Source organism: Sphingobacterium sp. PCS056 (assembly GCF_023273895.1).
In the GTDB taxonomy this organism is placed as follows: Bacteria; Bacteroidota; Bacteroidia; order Sphingobacteriales; family Sphingobacteriaceae; genus Sphingobacterium.
This window is the reverse complement of record NZ_CP096883.1, coordinates 229,149-248,371: the sequence shown is the minus strand read 5'-3', so window position 1 is coordinate 248,371 and position 19,223 is coordinate 229,149. Positions and strand designations below refer to the sequence as shown.

Below are 19,223 nucleotides of genomic sequence, written 5' to 3'. Positions count from 1 at the left end.
GGTACTATGAAACAAATACTAACTATCGGGGCACTGCTCATGTTCTGTCTGACATTGCAAAGCTGTTTTGTGAAAACCAGTCCAAATATGTCTTTTATAAGTAAGCGCGACTTGTCAAGTGATACAGAGGTTGCTTCAGTAAGGGTACCTATGTTTTTGACGAGAACATTTCTTAAAAGTAAGATTAAAGAATTGGATGAAGATGATGCCGTGGCTGCATTGGCTTTACGGAAAATCAAGAAGTTGAAAGTTATGACGATTTCTGGAAATAAAAAAGATAATCTGATGACTAAGTATCATGCCTATCTGGCTAAGAATAATTTTGAAGAGCTAATGAGTCTATACAGTGATGGATCAAAAATTACGATTAATACAGAGATGAAGAAAGATCATGTGAAACGTGTGCTATTGGGGATAGCTGATGAGGAGGACTATGTATTTGTCGATATTAAAGCAGATTTGGATCTAAATGAGCTGTCTAGGATGATTGAGTATTATGAAAATAAGAAGGAAAAATCTAAAATTATAAACTAGTTATGGAAAAATTAATAGCTGCCATCATACTTGTCTTTAGTGTATTCAACGCTCAAGCGCAACTATCAAAAGTTAATGAATTTGTCAATTCATTACCCAAAAATCAAGAAGGGATACAAATTTTTAGATTCAATGCCTCTAATATAAATGATGTATCCAATCTTAAGAAAGAAAATTTATTAATTGATGTCAAACAATTTTTGCCAGATTCTTTATTAAAAGATATTCAGGATATTACCATCTGCCAACTGGGGTCAAAGCAAGTCAAGGAATCAAAATCTCTGGAGAGTGCGATCAAGAAAGCCGATCTGAAAACGATCTACGCTATGGAGAACGAAGGGATGTTAATTCAGGTTTTAGCATCAAATTTTGAGAACAATAGTGCTCAGGATTTACTTATCGATGTTAAGTCTGAGGATTATTCTCGAGTTACAGTGATCTTAAAGGGCAATCTTCCATTAGATCTTTGATAAGTCTGGATTAAAAAAATAAGGATATAAAAAATGCCTTGAAATTAAAGTTTCAAGGCATTTTTTATATGTTATATAGCTTATGCTTTTTTAGCTAATTCTTCAGCGATTGCTTTTCCAATCTCAGCAGGAGATTGTACTACACGGATACCGCACTCAGCCATGATTTTCATCTTAGCAGCAGCAGTATCGTCTGCGCCACCAACAATAGCACCAGCGTGACCCATACGACGTCCTGGAGGCGCTGTTTGACCTGCGATAAAACCTACTACAGGTTTAGTACCATGTTCTTTGATCCAAAGAGCAGCTTCAGCTTCCATACCACCACCGATTTCACCGATCATGATGATTGCTTCTGTTTCTGGATCATTCATTAATAATTCTACCGCTTCTTTAGTTGTAGTACCAATGATAGGGTCACCACCAATACCGATAGCAGTAGTAATACCTAGACCAGCTTTTACAGTTTGATCAACAGCTTCGTAAGTTAAAGTCCCTGATTTGGAAACAACACCAACATTACCTTTTTTGAAGATGAAACCTGGCATGATACCGATTTTAGCTTCATCAGCAGTAATGATACCCGGGCAGTTAGGTCCGATTAAACGAGAATTTTTGTCAGTCAAGTAAGATTTTACTTGAATCATATCTTTAGTAGGTATACCCTCAGTAATACATACGATTACTTCGATACCTGCTTCTGCAGCTTCCATAATCGCATCAGCTGCAAATGCAGGAGGTACGAAAATAATAGAAACGTTAGCACCAGCTTTTTCTACAGCATCTTTAACAGTATTGAATACGGGACGGTCTAAATGTGTTTGACCACCTTTTCCTGGCGTAACACCACCAACTACGTTTGTTCCGTACTCGATCATTTGACTTGCATGATAAGTACCTTCTGTTCCAGTGAAACCTTGAACAACTACTTTTGAATCTTTATTAACTAATACACTCATTTCTTCTTAAAATTTTGCATCACAAATCTACTATTTTGCATTGGAAATAGGAAGTAATCTGCATACTTATATGTCCTTAATTGATAAAAAATTAGCAGAACTTACTTTTTTGAATAAAATCCCAAGTTACGATGCCAATTGTGACAGAAACATTGAAGGAATGTTTCGTTCCAAATTGTGGAATTTCGATGCAATGATCTATTTGTTCCATCACCTCTTCATCAACCCCATTTACTTCATTGCCAAATACCAAAGCATACTTGGTATCTTTAGCGGGAACAAAGTCCTGCAAAAGGATACTATTCTCCGCCTGTTCGATTGCAATAATGGTATATCCTTGTTCTTTCAATGTGCTAATCGCTTCGGTCGTTTCCTTGACATGTTCCCATGGAATAGATTGTGTTGCACCTAAAGCCGTTTTTTCAATTTCACGGTGTGGAGGTGTAGCTGTGATCCCACACAAGAATATTTTTTCTATAGCAAATCCGTCAGCCGTTCTAAAAGCTGATCCGACGTTGTGCATACTCCTCACATTGTCTAGCACTAGTGTGATGGCTGTTTTCTCTTGGTTTTTGAACGTTTCAACATCAGCACGTTGCAGCTGATCCATGGATAATTTTTGCATGATGCAAAGATAAGTATAGAAAACTTTAAAATAGATTTTGAATATTAGAAATAAGATGTTATTTTTGCATTCCGAATTTTAAGTAAAGAACGAATAAAAATTAGCTAAAAAATGGCAAATCATAAATCAGCGATCAAAAGAATTAGAGCAAACGCTACAAAGCGCTTAAGAAACCGTTACCAAGCAAAAACTACTCGTAACGCAATTAAAAAATTACGCACTACTGCTTCAGCAGAAGAAGCTAAATCATTATTGCCTCGTGTGATTTCTATGCTTGATCGTTTGGCTAAGAAAAATGTAATCCACAAGAAAAAAGCTTCAAACAACAAATCTAAGTTAACAAAATTTGTTAACGGATTAGTTTAAGCTATCAGTATAATATATAAAGGGATACAGTTCTCTGTATCCCTTTTCTTTATGTTTTTACTTTACCCTGGATTTTCTCTTTTCCAAGCGAATGAATGTAAAAAAAAGTGTCGAGTTTCTCGACACTTTTTTTATGCTTTTATTTTTGCATAACTGCTGCAATAGCCTTTTTTAGCTCTACAGAGTTTTTCATATAAGGTTCCAGATTATAGATCTCCACTTTTTTGAAATCGATAGGATGGCTTTCACTTTGCAGTGAAATGGTACCTTTACTAATTAACTGACCATCTTTCTTTTGTTTTGGGTCAAAGTTGCTGACATTTCCACCACCATATTGTGGTTTTTGGTACTCCAAAACCAAATCCCCATTCACGTAATGTTGAATAATAGAATCACCTAATACCAAAAAATCTGCTGTTACCCATTGATCACCATGATAGGTTTTAGATGTTGAGCTGACACAGTGTGGGGTAAATAATTTTTCTTTCATCACGACATTCGTACCCGGAGTACAAAGATTGCTTGTCGTACGTTCGTTCGTGCCATCACCGCCTAACAATTGACCTTCAATTGAAATTGGGAAATCTTGATCTTTAAGCATCGTTTTTGGATCTTGACCATGCAGCATAGCTCCACTATTGCGGAGTGCCCAACCTTCTCCTCCTTTTGCCTGCTCACCCACAAATCGGTATTGAACACGTAGGATATAGGCAGAAAATTCTTTATTGTAAAATAAATGACCATATTGTTGATCAAATTGGTCATAGCCATCGTATCTGACTTTCAATAGACCATCTTCTACACGAAAAGTATTTGCGTAATTATCGCCAACCTCATGTTTGCTGATTTTTGGCGTCCAATTTTTTAGATCTTTCCCGTTGAACAGTTGTATTGCTTTGGGTTTTTTGTTTAATGAACTAGCACTAATTGAAATGCATAGGGCTACTCCTGCCAAACTAAAAAATAGTTTTTTATAATTCATGATTAAGATTTTAGGTATTAGAGACCTAAAATACTTAAAAAAATTAGATTAACAATTGTTTTTGCTTAACATATTCGCTTGGTCTGACCCCAATTACTTTATTGAATGTGTTACTAAAAGTAGGTAGGCTGCTGTATCCAACCTTGAGTGCAACCTCATTGACACTTAATTTTTCATCTAAAAGAAGTTTCAGCGCTGTCAACATTCTCAATATGGTATAGTATTGAATAAAAGACATGTTTAATTCTTTTTGAAAGAGCCTAGCCAAAGTGCGTTCACTGATATTGAATTTCTGCGAAAGCGTTTTAAAACTGACATTCTCTTCGATCCGACTCTCTAGGAATGTGACGATGTCCTTTAATTTTTGATTACTTGGATAGGGAAGTGCCAAGGGCAACTCATGTTGTGATATTTCGGGCAACAAGAGTTTGAAGGCTTTTGCTAACGAATATTTTGGCTCTTCAACTGGAAAAATATTACCATTCCATCGATTGGTAAACATGATCAACTCATTGAGCAGATCATCGACCGGGTAGATATTTATTTTTTTGTAAAATTCTTGATCGGTATCATATTTTGGAAAATATAGATTGCGCATCACGACATCAGGGGTGCTCGGATGGATACTGTGACGGATCCCTGCTGGTATCCAGATGTAATGCCTTGCTGGAAGAAAATAAGATTTTTCGGCTGTCTTTAAAAAAACAACCCCACCTTCCGTATATAAAAATTGATCTTTGTTATGAGCATGTTCGGTAATGAAACTTTCGCCAATTATGGCATGGTGACAGTAGATACTATCCTCAAAAGAGTCCACTTCTGTTACGTAATAACGATTGACATATTTTGGATCTTTGATATCGCTTTTTTTATTCATGATTTCTTCCCGTTTCCGTTGCAAAGTTAAAATTTTTATACCAAAGCTGTACAATACTTTATGATTGTAAGTTGATACTCACCTATATTGTTTGTGAAATAAGACTTGTAGGTAAGTGTGTACTAATTTTTTTTAATACACAAAATAATTAATTTGCTGATTACTAATGTTTTAGTTATATTTTTGAAATTTATTTTATAACTTATTTTGTATGATTAAAAATATGAGATGCTGATTTATAAATAATTACAAATATATCGTCTTTATTGGATAATTTTGTGACTAATTGCAATAAATTGACACAGAAAAAATACGTTAATATTGTTTGGTCTAATATTTAAACAATTATTAATAAATCTGTTTGCTAAATATTAGAGAATTTGAGAAATAAGTTAAAGGGATATGTCGTACGATAGAATTAAACTTAAAAGTTTACATGACAAAGTAATTACAGCTGAGCAAGCTGCACTACTCATTAAAAATGGTATGATCGTTGGCTCTAGTGGATTTACAAAAGCTGGCGATAGTAAAGTTGTATTACCAGCATTGGCGGACCGAGCGAAAACCGATCCTTTAAAGATTACGTTAATTACAGGTGCCTCATTGGGTCATGGCACTGATGGCAAATTGGCTGAAGCAGGTGTACTTGCTAAGCGTATGCCCTTTCAGGTGGACCGTATATTGAGAAATAAAATTAATGCTGGTGAGGTGCTGTTTATTGATCAACATCTCAGTGAGACAGCAGAGTTATTGCACAATAAAAATTTGGCGGCAGTTGATATTGCCGTATTAGAAGTAGCAGCTATTGAAGCCGATGGTAGTATTATTCCAACGACTTCTGTGGGCAACTCGGCTACTTTTGCTGCTTTAGCAAAGCAGGTCATCTTGGAGATAAATACAGCCGTACCGATGGAGATACGTGGTATTCATGATATCTATCAAGCTGAAGATTATCCAAGAAGAAACGTCATCCCTATTGTTGCTCCTGAAAATAAAATTGGTCGTAAAACAATTGCATTAGATCCATCAAAAGTCGTGGGTATTGTATTTACAGATATCGAAGATAGTCCTGCAGATATTGCCGAACCAGATGCTAAGACAACCGCTATAGCGAGTCATATTTTAAACTTCTTTGAAAAAGAAGTAGAAATGGGACATCTATCTTCGAGTTTGTTACCTCTTCAAGCCGGTATCGGCAAGGTTGCCAATGCTGTTTTGATGGGATTTAAAGATAGCAATTTCCGAAATTTAACGATGTTTTCAGAAGTGCTACAAGATAGTACCTTTGATCTGATTGATGCAGGTGTTATGGATTTTGCCTCGGCTTCTTCCATTACGGTTTCAAAACCTTGCTATGATCGTGTATTTGGTAATCTAGATAAGTATCGTGATAAAATGGTACTGCGACCACAAAATATATCCAATACACCAGGTCTGATCCGTCGTTTGGGTGTTATCGCCATCAATACGGCGATTGAGTTTGATATCTATGGTAACGTCAATTCGACGCATATATCGGGCACTAATATTATGAATGGTATCGGTGGTTCAGGTGATTTTGCAAGAAATGCTTACTTAAGTATTTTCGTCACCCAAGCCGCATCTAAGGACGATCGTATTTCACACGTATTGCCTATGGTGTCGCATGTGGATCATACCGAACATGATGTTGATATTTTAGTAACCGATATTGGACTGGCGGATTTAAGAGGCTTGGCACCTCGTGAGCGTGCCCAAGTTATCATTAACAACTGTGTGCACCCAGATTATAAAGAACAGCTACAGAGCTACTATGATCGTGCCTCTGAGCGTGGTGGTCATACTCCACATATCCTAGAGGAGGCGTTTAGTTGGCATATCAATTTGCGCGATCAAGGAACCATGAAAAAATAATGATACGGTATTCCCATAAACAGCAAAGCAGCTATTTTAATTAATAGCTGCTTTGCTGTTTATGGGAGTACTTACCAGAATCTTTGGATTGTAAGTATTTAGATGATCTTCTATAAGAACCTATCTTAGTAGCATCTTGATGTGGGGCTACGATTTGTTGCTGTGCGCTTTCTAATGCTGTGATTATTGAATGAACTTGGACGTAATATTTCTTTTTTTGATATAAAAATCTAAAATTCGTCCAGCTTCGATCGGTCGATCTGTACTTAATATATCGGCACCATTTTCTATAAAACGTGCATATAATTGATCACCTTTTTGTTTGGCCTGTCTATCTAAATTGCCTAGCGTGCCCAATATACACATGATACCATGGCCATGAATCAGATCTATTAAACTTTTTTCAGCCTCGCTGGTACCTATAAAAGCAATCAAGCGATTATCGGGAATATCCCTATCATTCAATCGAACTAAGTCAGAGACATTTTTTATAGGTGCCGAAAGCATTAGATCTGGTGCTAAGTTGTGCACAGCAGCAGCTTGGTTTGCCGAATAAGTAATGATAACAGTATGGCTTTCCGATTTTTGATTACGAATAGCGCGAATCACTAAATCATAAGGAACTCCTTGCTTCACATCGAGCGTGAAAATAACTTTTCCTTTACCCCATGCAAGTGCTTCTTCCAGCGTGGGAATTCGGTAAGGAGTTAATTTTCCATTTGGATCTTTCAGTCTTAAATTTTTCAGTTCATCCTTTGTTTTTGTATCAACTTGGCCTGTACCATTAGTTGTTCGTTCTAAGTTGCGGTCATGTATCAGTACTAAAGCAGAATCCTTTGTTAGTTGGACATCACATTCAACGATGACGGGTCTGTAACTCGCATTAAAAGCAAAGGTTTCGATTGCATTTTCTGGATAACCAGTTGTAGGGCCACCTCGATGCAGACTGATCAGCGGGTATCGGTTTTCATCATATGTTAAAAATTGATAAAGCTCTTCTACTGTCTTTAAATTTAGATTTTTATTGTTGGCTAAGACATCCGTTGATGTCCCATTTCTAAAGCAAGCTGTTAGAAATACAGTAATAAATGTTAAAAAAAGAAAGAGATTTATTCTTTTAAGCATAGAGTAATATGGTTATATGTGGTTTTTCAAGAGTACGACAAGATCTTCAACAGGTGTATTGATCTGATCGATGATCAAGTGGGCTTGTTTATAAAACGGCTCTCGTTCTACTAATTTTTCACTGATAAAGTTAAATAATTCTTCATCAGTTTTTCCTATTAAGATCGGTCTTTTGTTGGGCTTTGACTGTGACAGTCGATCAAATAACGCCTTAGGTGTCATTTGCAAATACACCGAAATACCATTTTCATTCATCCATTGCATATTGTCAAAAAAGCAAGGTGAACCACCGCCTGTAGAAACAATCGCTTCGTGCTGCGCTATTTTTTGTAAGTGTTCACGTTCGAGTGCTCTAAACTTTTCTTCTCCATGAAGCTGAAAATATTCCGTAATGGACATCCCGACTTCCTTGACGATTTCATCGTCTGTATCGATAAAAGGTAGTTCTAATTTATTCGCTAATTTTTTGGCTAAAGTAGTTTTTCCACTTCCCATATAGCCAATTAAAAATATTGGTTTTGGCATGTTGTTATTTATCTAGACTTAAGTATTGGTCCTCTATTTCTTTCGCATCAGGGATATTATTATAATGCCATTTGTTGATGACTGTTCCTGATTTTAATAGCAGAATTCCTGGATTGGCACGTACCATACTTTTTAGTGGTATCAGATCTGCATAAAATATTTCCGAAATTAAGTGCAGTTTATCACTTAAATAATCTGATTCTTCAGATGAACTAGCTGTCAACAGCACGATGCGCAGGTTATAATCTTCGGTTAATTTTGTAGCGATTTTATTGATGTTATCTAACGCATCTAGATTTGCTTTAGATAAATCCTTGGCTACAATAATTAAATTATAGTAAGGATTATTGATGATTTCTTGCGTATGGTCATTACCTTCTGCATCGGTAATCAATAGGTCGGTTATGGGGATCTGATATCCTTTTTTAACCAAAGTACTTTTGGGTTCACCTACGATTTCCCAATTAGTATCTTCCCATACTTTTTCTGACATGTAAATTTTATCAGTGATGGTTTTTGTCTCGCCGGTTTTTATATTTTTCATGTTGTAGACCTGTTCGTAGACATCTCCTTCTTTTCCTTCTGGCAATACCATAAGTGAAGGGATGTTATTACCGATCTTATACGGAAGAAAGTCAATAAAGGGTAAGTACATCACGGTGTAAATCCCGATTCCGAATGATATAATTGCCGTCAGCGTCGCTACCAAGCCTTGTGTAAATGAATCTTTGATAAGGGGTTTAATTTGATTCCGATAGATAAAGATAATTAAGATCAATGCAAGCAGCACCAGATCTTTACCAAAGGATTGCCATGGAGTTAAGGGGATAGCATCACCAAAACATCCACATGAAGTGACCACCTCAAAAAAAGCAGAGTAGAAGGTCAGGAATGTAAAGAAGATAATCAGCAGCAATAGCCCCCAAGCTACCAGTCGTCTGTATAAACCGAGTAATAGCCATACACCCAATATAATTTCAAAGGCACAGACAATAATGGCTATTGTGGTCGCATAATCCATTAAAAAGTCGGTATGAAAAACATGGAAATATTCCTCCAGTTTATAACCAAATCCAGTTGGATCATTGGCTTTGATAAATCCAGAGAAAATAAATAATAGGCCTGTCAATAGGCGTGCAAATCCAAGTAGGTAATTTGTTTTTTGCTTTTTAGCGTTGAAGAGTTCTGACATAACTTTAGTTTGTTTGAGCTAATCCCATTTTTATAAGCGCAAAAACGGCATAATTTAACATATCTTGATAGTTGGCATGGATACCCTCTGAGGCTATTGTAGCGCCATTATTGTCTTCAATTTGTTTGACACGGTGAATCTTCATGAGAATTAGATCGGTCAATGAAGTAATGCGCATTTCTCGCCATGCTTCGCCGTAATCATGGTTTTTTGCAAACATGAGATCACGTGTTTCAGTTACCTTTTCGTTGTATTTTTGATTGACAAAATCAGGACTTAAATTTTCTTCACCATCTTCGCCCAACTCGAGTTGGATCATACCCATAATACAATAGTTGATAATACCGATATATTCTTCTAGAATACCTTCTCCTACTTTGGATACTTTTTTAACTTCCAAAGTGCGGATACGCTGTGCTTTTATATAGATCTGATCGGTTATAGAAGAGAGACGCATAATGCGCCAAGCTGTTCCATAATCTTTCGTTTTTTTGATAAATAAATCTTGGCAGTGCTCGATAACTTTATTGTATTCTTGAGTCGTATTCATATATTGTTTGCGTATTTCACGAGAAAGTGATTGAACTATTGTTACAAATATAATTAGAATTAACCATTTTTATACGTCACAATTATGTCCAATTTGGATGAATAGGTCTATTAAAAAATAAAAATGTTGATATTTGATTTAAAGATTTATCGCTTGTGTATCGGTAAATTATAAAAGTATTACAGATGACTATCAAAAAACCTGAAATAAGAGAAGTAACCATCACACGGTATATTCAACCTTTTCGTGAAGGCGGATCTTTACCTGCATTGGTGGATGCTGATGATGGGTTCAATTATGTTATAAAATTTAGAGGAGCCGGACAAGGAAGAAAGGCGCTCATCGCTGAATTGATCGGTGGCGAATTGGCGCGTATTCTCGATCTCAGAATGCCGGAACTTGTCTTTGCAGATTTAGATGAATCTTTTGCACGTACAGAGCCTGACGAAGAAATTCAAGATTTATTGAAATTTAGTGTTGGTAAAAATCTAGGTGTTCATTTTCTCAATGGTGCCATTACTTTTGACGCTAATGTGGATCAGATCACAGCTGGTGAAGCGTCCCGTATTGTATGGTTAGATGCTTTGTTGATGAATGTTGATCGGACAGTACGAAATACCAATATGCTCATCTGGCACAAAGAATTGTGGTTGATCGATCATGGTGCGTCTTTATACTTTCATCATAGTTGGGATAACTGGGAGGAACAAGCTCTAAAACCGTTTATCCAGATTAAAGATCATGTGCTGTTGAAAAATGCAAGTGATGTCGAGTTGGTCGATAAGCAGTATCGATCATTGCTGTCAGAAGAAGTGATCCGAAATATTGTCGATATTGTCCCAAGCGAATGGCTGATTGATGAGTCCCGAGATTTAACTGCTGCAGATGCTCGTGAAGTATATGTGTCATTTTTTATGAAACGTTTAGCACATGCCGACCATTTTTTAAATCAGATTAAAGATGCCAGAAAAAACATTATATGAATATGCTGTGGTGCGTTTGGTACCGCGTGTGGAAAGAGAAGAATTTATTAATGTTGGTGTAGCACTTTATTGTCGAAAATACCGGTTTGCCAATGTCTTGTTTGAGATTGATGAAACAAGAGTACGATCTTTATATCCAGATATAGATATGGATATGATTCGGGCACATCTGCAATCTTTTGTGAAAATCTGTACTGGTGCTCAAGATGGTGGCAAATTAGCCACATTAGACCAAACGGAAAGATTCCGATGGTTGACCGCAAATAGAAGTACTGTCATCCAATGTTCGGCGGTACACCCAGGACTTTGTGTGGATCCTGCCGAAACATTAAGGCTCCTTTTTGATAAGTTAGTTTTATAGCTACTATATTTTATCTATCATATAAGTATAGTACATTTGTGTTACCATATAAAATAGGGATTAAACCCATGAATAACTTTTACGAACATATTTATCAAAAACAGTTGGAGGTGTTTGAAATGCCGTCCAATAAAAAAATATCAGGTTGGGCTGTCGGTATTCTTGATCTCTTATTTCCAGAGCGCAATGCAGGAGGTATAAAATCTGTTGCAGAGGTACAGCATGCTTTTGAGCAAGCTGAAATCGAATTAGAGCAGTTATTGAGCAAATCAAAAGCCTGTGAGGTCTGCGATCACTTTCGTGTTGCACATGATTTTTTTCAATCGCTACCTCAGTTATATGAATTGATGTGTTCAGACGCTGATGCTTTGATCGCTGGAGATCCTGCGGCCAAAAATCAACGAGAAGTTATTCGAACCTATCCCGGTTTTTTTGCGATTAGCATATTTAGAATTGCAAATAAACTACATCAGCTCGATGTGCCGTTGATACCTCGTATTTTGACCGAACATGCACACTCTAAGACAGGTATCGATATTCATCCTGCTGCTACGATTGGACACCATCTGTATATTGATCACGGAACGGGTTTAGTCGTAGGTGAGACCTGTGTAATTGGCAATTATGTAAAACTGTATCAAGGGGTCACTTTAGGAGCCTTGAGCGTAGATAAAATTTTGTCAGATGTCAAGCGACACCCTACGATTGGAGATCATACAATTATTTATTCAGGTGCAACAATATTGGGTGGTGAGACCGTGATAGGACATCATTCTGTAATAGGAGGAAATGTTTGGCTGACCAATTCCGTTGAACCCTACACAACCGTATACCATCAAGCAAATACTAAGTTTATAGATTCCAAACCTTTAATTTAAATATGGGAAATATCATCGATACAATTGGAAATACACCTTTAGTAGAAATTACAAAATTTCATACCAATAGAAAGGTGAAGATTTACGCGAAAATGGAGGGTAATAATCCTGCAGGAAGTGTAAAGGACCGTGCTGCACTGAACATGATTCGATCTGCCATGGAAAGAGGGGAAATTACAAAAGACAGTAAATTGATTGAAGCCACTAGCGGTAATACCGGGATCGCACTCGCGATGATTGCGGGTATCTATGGTCTCAGCTTAGAACTCGTCATGCCTGTTACATCTACGCGTGAACGTACACTAACAATGGAAGCCTTTGGGGCAAAAGTGACGTTGTTGGAAACCATGGAAATTTGTCGTGACTATGCAGAAGAGAAAGCTGCATCAGGAGATTATTTTATTTTGAATCAATTTGCCAATCCAGATAACTATAAAGCTCATATCAAAACCACCGGGCCCGAAATTTGGCGCGACACAGCTGGAAAGATTACCCATTTTGTAAGTGCTATGGGAACTACCGGTACAATCATGGGAAACTCCATTTATTTAAAAGAACAAAATCCAGCCATTCAGATCGTAGGATGCCAACCTACAGAAGAATCTTCGATTCCTGGTATTCGTCGTTGGCCACAAGAGTATTTGCCAAAAATATTTGATCCTTCACGCGTAGATCGTATTATTGATATCTCACAGAAGGAATCTACAGCTATGGCCCGCGAGTTGGTTAGTAAAGAAGGTGTTTTTGCAGGCATGAGTACAGGTGGAGCATTAGCGGCGGCGTTAAAAGTCGCAAATGAAATTGAAGAAGGAGTCCTTGTTTTTATTGCATGTGACCGAGGTGATCGCTATTTAAGTTCAGATCTATTTGCATAGATTATTTTATGTCGAAATAATAAAAAAGGGTTATCCATTAGGATAACCCTTTTTTATTGCAGCCCAGTTTTGAGAATCATAGCAATAGTGCTAAGCGCGATGATTTTTACAATGGCTGATATTCATACCCGTGTCGAGAGTGTGTTTTTAGTTATCCACATTGTGAATTGAGATTGTGGATAACTGTTTGGATTGCTTAATGGTTTTTCCACAATTATTATTTCATTTGTTAATAAGTGATTTGAACCTGATTTATGCGTTTATTCCAATTAAAGGCATATTATGCGGTGATTTATTCATTTCTTGTGATCATGGAAAATAAGTAGTTAACATTTCAATTTTCCTATGTCAGATATGATATAGATGTGAATAAAGACGGTAATTTACTCTATATTATGTGTATAAGTGACTACTCTAGACACGTGTCCTTCATCGTTATGAACAATTTTGGTAGGTTATTAACACTGAAATGTGAATAACTTATCGTTTGTGTATTTACGATTACGGTTAAACGTCACACTTACATTTAAATTACTCATTACGAGAATTTTATATATATTTTTTAAAAGTATATTAGATTTTCTTTTACGATATGAATAATTTCTATTATCTTAGATTGTGTACAAAATACAACCTTAGTGTTGCGTATACAGCACCAATTTAAACCCATTAAATCAAGTAAATTGTTTTGTTTGATAGCATATTGGATTTCTGAGCCAATAAAAGCAAGACGTACTCTTGATTTAATTCGTACAAACTAATTAAACCAAAACAGAAAAAATTATGAGCAATCTTAATTTAAGTCAAAACCAATGGAAAAAGGCTTTTTGGATGGGAGCAATACTCTCCTTATCGACAATCTGCCAATCTCCCGTGCTTGCAAGCACAAAAAGCCCTACTCTTATGAACTTGGCGCAAGAAAAGATTTCTGTCAGCGGAATTGTAACCAGTGCTGATGACGGAACGCCAATAGCAGGTGTTACGGTACTTGTTGTAGGTACTAACCTAGCGACCAAAACAAATCAAAATGGAGAATATGCTCTGGCCAATGTGCCTAGTAATGGAAAAATAAGTTTTCGAATGGTTGGAATGACTTCCACGGACGAAGATATCAAAGGTAGAACCAGTATTATGGTTAGTCTTGGGAGTTCCAATGCCAATCTAGATGAAGTCGTGGTGGTCGGTTATGGTGTACAAAAGAAAGAAACGGTTACTGGATCTGTTGTTGCTGTGAAAGGTACTGATTTGGCCAAATCTCCAGCACTTAATGTCTCCAATGCACTAGCTGGACGTGTACCGGGAGTAATCGCAACAAATGGCTCGGCAGAACCAGGTTATGATGGTTCGACCATTAGTATTAGAGGGACAAACACCTTGGGTAACTCCAGTCCATTAATTGTTATTGATGGAATTCCGGCTCGTCAAGGTGGTTTTGAACGATTAAATCCTGCTGATATTGATAATATTTCTGTATTGAAGGATGCTTCGGCCGCCATTTATGGAGCTCGTGCTGCTAACGGTGTTATATTAGTAACTACAAAAAGAGGAACCACTGGAAAGCCAAAATTTTCGTACAATTTTAATAAAGGATTTTCCCAACCAACAGTTATTCCCAAATTAACAGATGCGGTTGAATATTCAGAGTTGAGAAATGAACTGGAAATTTATAAACTGCCAGTAGCGGAATGGAGCGCGGCACAAAATGCCTTTAGAACTACAGGTAACTATATAAGACCCAATAGTACCACTGTTTCGGCTCCTTTTACACCTGAAGATGTACAATTATTTAAAGATGGAAGCGACCCTTGGGGGCATCCAAACACAGATTGGTATGGAGAGACTTTAAAAAATTGGTCTCCACAGGAAAAGCATAATGTTCAGATTGTGGGAGGTAATGATGCCGTAAAGTACCTCACTTCCATAGGATATCAAAATCAAGATGCGTATTATAAAAATTCTGCTACTGGCTATAAGCAGTATGATTTGAGGATTAATCTGGATGCTAAAATTAGTCAATACATCACCACTAAATTCGGCGTTTTAGGTCGTCAAGAAAATAGAAATTTTCCGACTAAGAGTGCAGGTACAATTTTTAGAATGCTGATGCGCGGCAATCCTACTCAACCGGCTTATTGGCCAAATGGAATGCCTGGACCTGATATTGAAAATGGTGAAAATCCTGTGGTCATCACGACTAATGATACCGGTTATGAACGAGATAAAAGATATTACTTTCAGACCAATGGGCAGATTGATATCACGATTCCTTGGATAGAAGGATTGAAATTTTCTGGAAATGCAGCAGTCGATAAGTATATTAAAAAAATCAAACGTTGGGAAACTCCTTGGTATCTGTACACTTGGCAAGGGGCTTATGAAGCTGATGGGGTGACACCACAATTGGTCGCGGGCAAAAGAGGGCCGGCAGACCCAAGATTAAATCAATCTGATGAAGATCAATTGAATATTTTGTTAGGTGGTGTGCTGACATATGACAAGGTGATTGGCGATCATACGTTTAACATATTGGCCGGTGTCAATAGAGAGACCATCCAAAATGACAGTTTCTCTGCTTATCGACGCTATTTCTTATCGGATAAGATCGATTATCTGTTTGCTGGTGGTGATGCCGAGAAAAATAATGACGGTAGCGCATGGGAGCGTGCAAGATTGAATTATTTTGGAAGGGTCAATTACAATTATAAATCGAAGTACATTGCGGAGTTGCTATGGCGTTATGATGGGTCTTATATGTTTCCTCAAAAAACGCGTTATGGATTTTTTCCAGGAGCGATGTTGGGTTGGGTCGCTTCAGAAGAAGGGTTTTGGAAGGATAATATAAAAGCTATTAATTATTTTAAGATACGGGCATCTTATGGTCAGATGGGAAATGATAATGTCTTTTATGATGATCTACTGCAAGAATATCAATTCTTCTCGACGTATAAATTCGGAACATATATCATAGGGGATGAAATGATCAAGACCTTGTATGAAAGCCGTGTTCCAAATAATTTCATCACGTGGGAGGTCGCGAATAACTATAACTTAGGTATTGATGCACAATTTTTAGGCGGCAAGATTAATTTTGAATTTGATGTTTTTAAAAATAGACGAAATTCAATTCTTTGGCGACGCAATGCATCAATTCCACAAAGTACAGGAATGACCCTGCCTGCCGAAAATATTGGTAAGGTAGATAACAAAGGATGGGAATTTAATTTAGGGTACCGTGATCAGAAAGGTGATTGGGGATATAGTGCTTCTATAAATGGTGGATATGCTAAAAATAAAATTGTTTTTTGGGATGAAGCAGCTGGAGCACCGGCATGGCAGCAAACGACTGGTCGAGTAATCAATTCGGGATTATACTATCAGTATGATGGGGTGTTTAAAAACCAAGAAGAGATCAGTGCAAATACGCTTGATTATTCAGCTATTACAAATAATCTCAGACCTGGTGATATGAAGTACAAGGATTATGATGGTGATGGAAAGATTACACCTGAAGATCGTGTCCGTACAGATAAAAACACTAATCCAACCTTTCAAGGAGGCTTAAATCTGGGCCTGCGTTACAAGAATTTTGATCTATCGATCTTATTCCAAGGTGCTACGGGGGGTGAAGTGCGGATCGCAACAGACGAATCTGGTGCAATCGGTAACTACTTGCATGAATTCTATGAAAATAGGTGGACGATTGACAACCCCAGTTCCGAACATCCACGTATCACAGACCGCTCCGATCAGTATTATTCCAGCGGCAATACCTATTGGTTACATTCCAATAATTATCTGCGCTTAAAAAATGTGGAAATAGGATATAATTTAAGTGCAAAACTTGTGGAGCGCTTAGGGATTTCAAGTTTCAGAGTTTATGCGAGTGGTATGAACTTAGTTACTTGGTCCAAATTGAAAATGTACGATCCTGAATCGACTAATACCTTAGGGCATTACTACCCTCAAGCTCGATTAATCAATACAGGTATACTTTTATCTTTTTAAATCGCTATCATTATGAAAACAATAAAATTATTTTATATACCGATTTCTGCCTTATTATTTACAGGGCTATTTGCCAGCTGTAATGATGATTTTGTCAATACAAAGCCACTTTCCGAGGTTCCACAAGAGCTCGTATGGACAGATGCTGGACTTGCTCAGGCATTTGTAAATGATCTGTACAATGGGTTTGGACAAGGAGGCTTTAACGAACAGATGTTGGCCTCGCTGACAGATGAGTCTATGTTTACCCATCCGGGTAGAGGTATCAATACCATCACGGAGAGTAGATCCAATCCTGCCGATCAGGGATGGATCGTTGATACCTATGAGTATAGCAATATGTATAAGCGCATACGTGCCACTAATATTGCGATCGAAAATCTTATTGAACCAAAATTCAATAATGAATCGCAGGCTAAACAGATGTTAGGTGAAGCCTATTTCTTACGTGCCTATTACTATCAGCAACTGTTACGCTTTTATGGTGCGGTTCCATTGATTACTAAGGTTTATACGCTCGAAGATACAGACTATACTGCAGCTCGAAATACGTACGAAGAATGCGTCAATTTCATTGTCAAAGATTGTGAACAGGCAGCGACTTTATTGAATGGGGCGGCAAAAGTAGATGGACGTACCAATGAAGCTGCTGCTTTGGCATTAAAAGCTCGTGTGTTGCTATATGCAGCTTCAGACTTACACGATATCCCAACGGCAAAGGCCAAATCAAATACGATTTCAGCCTATGGTAATCCCGAATACTTAGGCTATGTTTCTGGAACTAGAACAGAGAGATGGCAAAAAGCTAAAGCAGCAGCAAAGGCTGTGCTGGATAAAGCAGAATTTGCATATAAGTTAGATTTATCTACGAAAGAAACGCCAGCTGATGGACGTGCTAATTATATTGCTTTAGCCATGGGCGGAAGTTCAAAAATTGCTGATGCCGATGCAAAACGAGATTTAATTTTAGGAAGATTTTTCAATGATTTGAAAGATGAGGCAGGGGCATATGTTGGTCGTAACAATGGACCTAATGGCTATCACAATTGGGCTGGAAATAGTCCAACTCAGTTGCTTGTAGATGACTATGAAACTTTGTCTGGCGATAAATTTGATTGGAATAATCCTGCTCACGCAGCAAATATATATACCAATCGTGATCCTCGGTTAGGCGCTTCGATTTTATATGATGGCGCTACTTGGAAACCTAGAACAGATGATGTTAAAAATCGTGATCCTTTAAATCAAATTCAAACGGGTCAATATGAGGTGACCAATTCAGGAGGAGTTAAATCTATACAATATGGATTAGATACACGTAATTCTCCTGTGGAAGATTGGAATGGTAGTTACACGGGATATTACATGCGAAAATTTGTAGATGCCAATCCTGCAATCGTTGATCAAAATACCAGACAAAGTGTGCCATGGCCTGTACTTCGATATACAGAAGCAGTATTAAATTACGCCGAGGCTTGTATCGAATTGGGAGAGGATGCCGAAGCACGCACGTGGCTCAATAAGATTAGATTCAGGTCGGGTATGCCTGCTATTGCCGATAGTGAATCTGGACAAAAATTAAAAGATCGATACCGCAATGAAAGACGGGTTGAACTGGCTTATGAGGAGCACCGTTTCTTTGACACGAGACGCTGGATGAATGCTAAGGAAACGATAGGAAGACAGGTGACATTAATCAATATTTTCGGAACACTTAAAGCGGGTAAACTCGTAAGTCTTTACCAATATAATACGGACAATTATACCTACTCTTATAAAGTGAATACAATTGCACCAGGTATTGAAAATAGAAACTGGTTAGATAAAATGTATTTTATATCCATCCATCGCGATGAAATGAATAGAAATACCAAATTAATCCAAAATCCAGGATACTAATTCTGAACGAGTCACTCGTAATCGATTAGATCGTTAATGGTTAAAGAGGTTATCTGGAATAAAGTATGAAGCTTCAGCTGCATAAATTCATACTTGTTATTCGAGATAACCTCTTTTTTTATCC

The 19,223-nt window shown here is 37.4% G+C and carries 18 protein-coding genes; 10 read left to right on the top strand and 8 right to left on the bottom strand.

The features are described 5' to 3' along the window. Positions 1-6 precede the first annotated feature (6 nt). Together MUB18_RS01000 and MUB18_RS00995 are read left to right on the top strand one after the other, a co-directional pair. Positions 7-534, top strand: a complete 528-nt coding sequence (locus tag MUB18_RS01000; protein ID WP_248754734.1) for a DUF4252 domain-containing protein — start codon at positions 7-9, stop codon at positions 532-534. Positions 535-536: 2 nt separating this feature from the next. Beyond that, the gene (locus MUB18_RS00995) at positions 537-1,004 is read left to right on the top strand and encodes a hypothetical protein (RefSeq protein WP_045753325.1); all 468 of its coding nucleotides are present in this window, start codon (positions 537-539) and stop codon (positions 1,002-1,004) included. 80 nt (positions 1,005-1,084) lie between these two features. On the opposite strand, the gene sucD is transcribed toward MUB18_RS00995, so the two are convergent. Together sucD and MUB18_RS00985 are read right to left on the bottom strand one after the other, a co-directional pair. Further along, entirely contained in the window at positions 1,085-1,963 is an 879-nt protein-coding gene (gene sucD, locus MUB18_RS00990; RefSeq protein WP_045753326.1) for a succinate--CoA ligase subunit alpha, read from the bottom strand. A gap of 91 nt (positions 1,964-2,054) precedes the next feature. Then, complete coding sequence (locus tag MUB18_RS00985) at positions 2,055-2,588, bottom strand: RNA methyltransferase (RefSeq protein WP_045753327.1); 534 nt, start codon at positions 2,586-2,588, stop codon at positions 2,055-2,057. Positions 2,589-2,699: 111 nt separating this feature from the next. Here MUB18_RS00985 and rpsT point away from each other — a divergent pair, with 111 nt between their 5' ends. After that, positions 2,700-2,954: a 30S ribosomal protein S20 gene (gene rpsT, locus MUB18_RS00980; protein ID WP_248754733.1), complete on the top strand. Its 255-nt coding sequence runs from the start codon at positions 2,700-2,702 to the stop codon at positions 2,952-2,954. A gap of 139 nt (positions 2,955-3,093) precedes the next feature. Here rpsT and MUB18_RS00975 read toward each other — a convergent pair whose 3' ends face one another. Next, positions 3,094-3,936, bottom strand: coding sequence for a DUF1080 domain-containing protein (locus MUB18_RS00975; protein WP_248754732.1), 843 nt, complete (start codon positions 3,934-3,936; stop codon positions 3,094-3,096). A gap of 43 nt (positions 3,937-3,979) precedes the next feature. Continuing rightward, on the bottom strand, positions 3,980-4,813 hold the full coding sequence (locus tag MUB18_RS00970) for a helix-turn-helix transcriptional regulator (protein WP_045753330.1): 834 nt from the start codon (positions 4,811-4,813) through the stop codon (positions 3,980-3,982). Between the two features lie 402 nt (positions 4,814-5,215). Here MUB18_RS00970 and MUB18_RS00965 point away from each other — a divergent pair, with 402 nt between their 5' ends. Further along, positions 5,216-6,706, top strand: coding sequence for a succinate CoA transferase (locus tag MUB18_RS00965; protein ID WP_045753331.1), 1,491 nt, complete (start codon positions 5,216-5,218; stop codon positions 6,704-6,706). A 183-nt stretch (positions 6,707-6,889) separates the two neighbouring features. Here the strand turns inward: MUB18_RS00965 and MUB18_RS00960 are convergent, their stop codons facing one another. The 4 genes from MUB18_RS00960 to MUB18_RS00945 are packed head-to-tail and all read right to left on the bottom strand — an operon-like array spanning position 6,890 to position 10,098. Beyond that, positions 6,890-7,831 (bottom strand): glycerophosphodiester phosphodiesterase family protein, encoded by a 942-nt coding sequence (locus MUB18_RS00960; RefSeq protein WP_248754731.1) that lies wholly within the window; start codon positions 7,829-7,831, stop codon positions 6,890-6,892. A gap of 12 nt (positions 7,832-7,843) precedes the next feature. Then, a complete protein-coding gene (locus MUB18_RS00955; RefSeq protein ID WP_045753333.1) occupies positions 7,844-8,356 on the bottom strand; it encodes a shikimate kinase in 513 nt (170 codons plus the stop codon). Positions 8,357-8,360: 4 nt separating this feature from the next. Beyond that, complete coding sequence (locus tag MUB18_RS00950) at positions 8,361-9,548, bottom strand: BT_3928 family protein (RefSeq protein WP_248754730.1); 1,188 nt, start codon at positions 9,546-9,548, stop codon at positions 8,361-8,363. Between the two features lie 4 nt (positions 9,549-9,552). Continuing rightward, on the bottom strand, positions 9,553-10,098 hold the full coding sequence (locus MUB18_RS00945; protein WP_045753335.1) for a DUF1599 domain-containing protein: 546 nt from the start codon (positions 10,096-10,098) through the stop codon (positions 9,553-9,555). 185 nt (positions 10,099-10,283) lie between these two features. On the opposite strand from MUB18_RS00945, the gene MUB18_RS00940 reads away from it, so the two are divergent. The 6 genes from MUB18_RS00940 to MUB18_RS00915 all read left to right on the top strand — a co-directional run bounded on the left by MUB18_RS00940 (position 10,284) and on the right by MUB18_RS00915 (position 19,099). Next, the gene (locus MUB18_RS00940) at positions 10,284-11,081 is read left to right on the top strand and encodes a HipA family kinase (protein WP_045753336.1); all 798 of its coding nucleotides are present in this window, start codon (positions 10,284-10,286) and stop codon (positions 11,079-11,081) included. After that, positions 11,059-11,442: a DUF3037 domain-containing protein gene (locus MUB18_RS00935; RefSeq protein WP_045753337.1), complete on the top strand. Its 384-nt coding sequence runs from the start codon at positions 11,059-11,061 to the stop codon at positions 11,440-11,442. The genes MUB18_RS00940 and MUB18_RS00935 overlap by 23 nt, the downstream gene beginning before the upstream one ends. Positions 11,443-11,510: 68 nt before the next feature. Then, positions 11,511-12,320: a serine O-acetyltransferase gene (locus tag MUB18_RS00930; protein ID WP_248754729.1), complete on the top strand. Its 810-nt coding sequence runs from the start codon at positions 11,511-11,513 to the stop codon at positions 12,318-12,320. A gap of 2 nt (positions 12,321-12,322) precedes the next feature. Continuing rightward, positions 12,323-13,195, top strand: coding sequence for a cysteine synthase CysM (gene cysM, locus MUB18_RS00925; RefSeq protein WP_248754728.1), 873 nt, complete (start codon positions 12,323-12,325; stop codon positions 13,193-13,195). 783 nt (positions 13,196-13,978) lie between these two features. Next, positions 13,979-17,200 carry a SusC/RagA family TonB-linked outer membrane protein gene (locus tag MUB18_RS00920; RefSeq protein ID WP_248754727.1) on the top strand — a complete coding sequence of 1,074 codons (3,222 nt, stop codon included), beginning with the start codon at positions 13,979-13,981 and terminating at the stop codon, positions 17,198-17,200. Between the two features lie 12 nt (positions 17,201-17,212). Further along, positions 17,213-19,099: a RagB/SusD family nutrient uptake outer membrane protein gene (locus MUB18_RS00915; RefSeq protein ID WP_248754726.1), complete on the top strand. Its 1,887-nt coding sequence runs from the start codon at positions 17,213-17,215 to the stop codon at positions 19,097-19,099. Positions 19,100-19,223 lie beyond the last annotated feature (124 nt).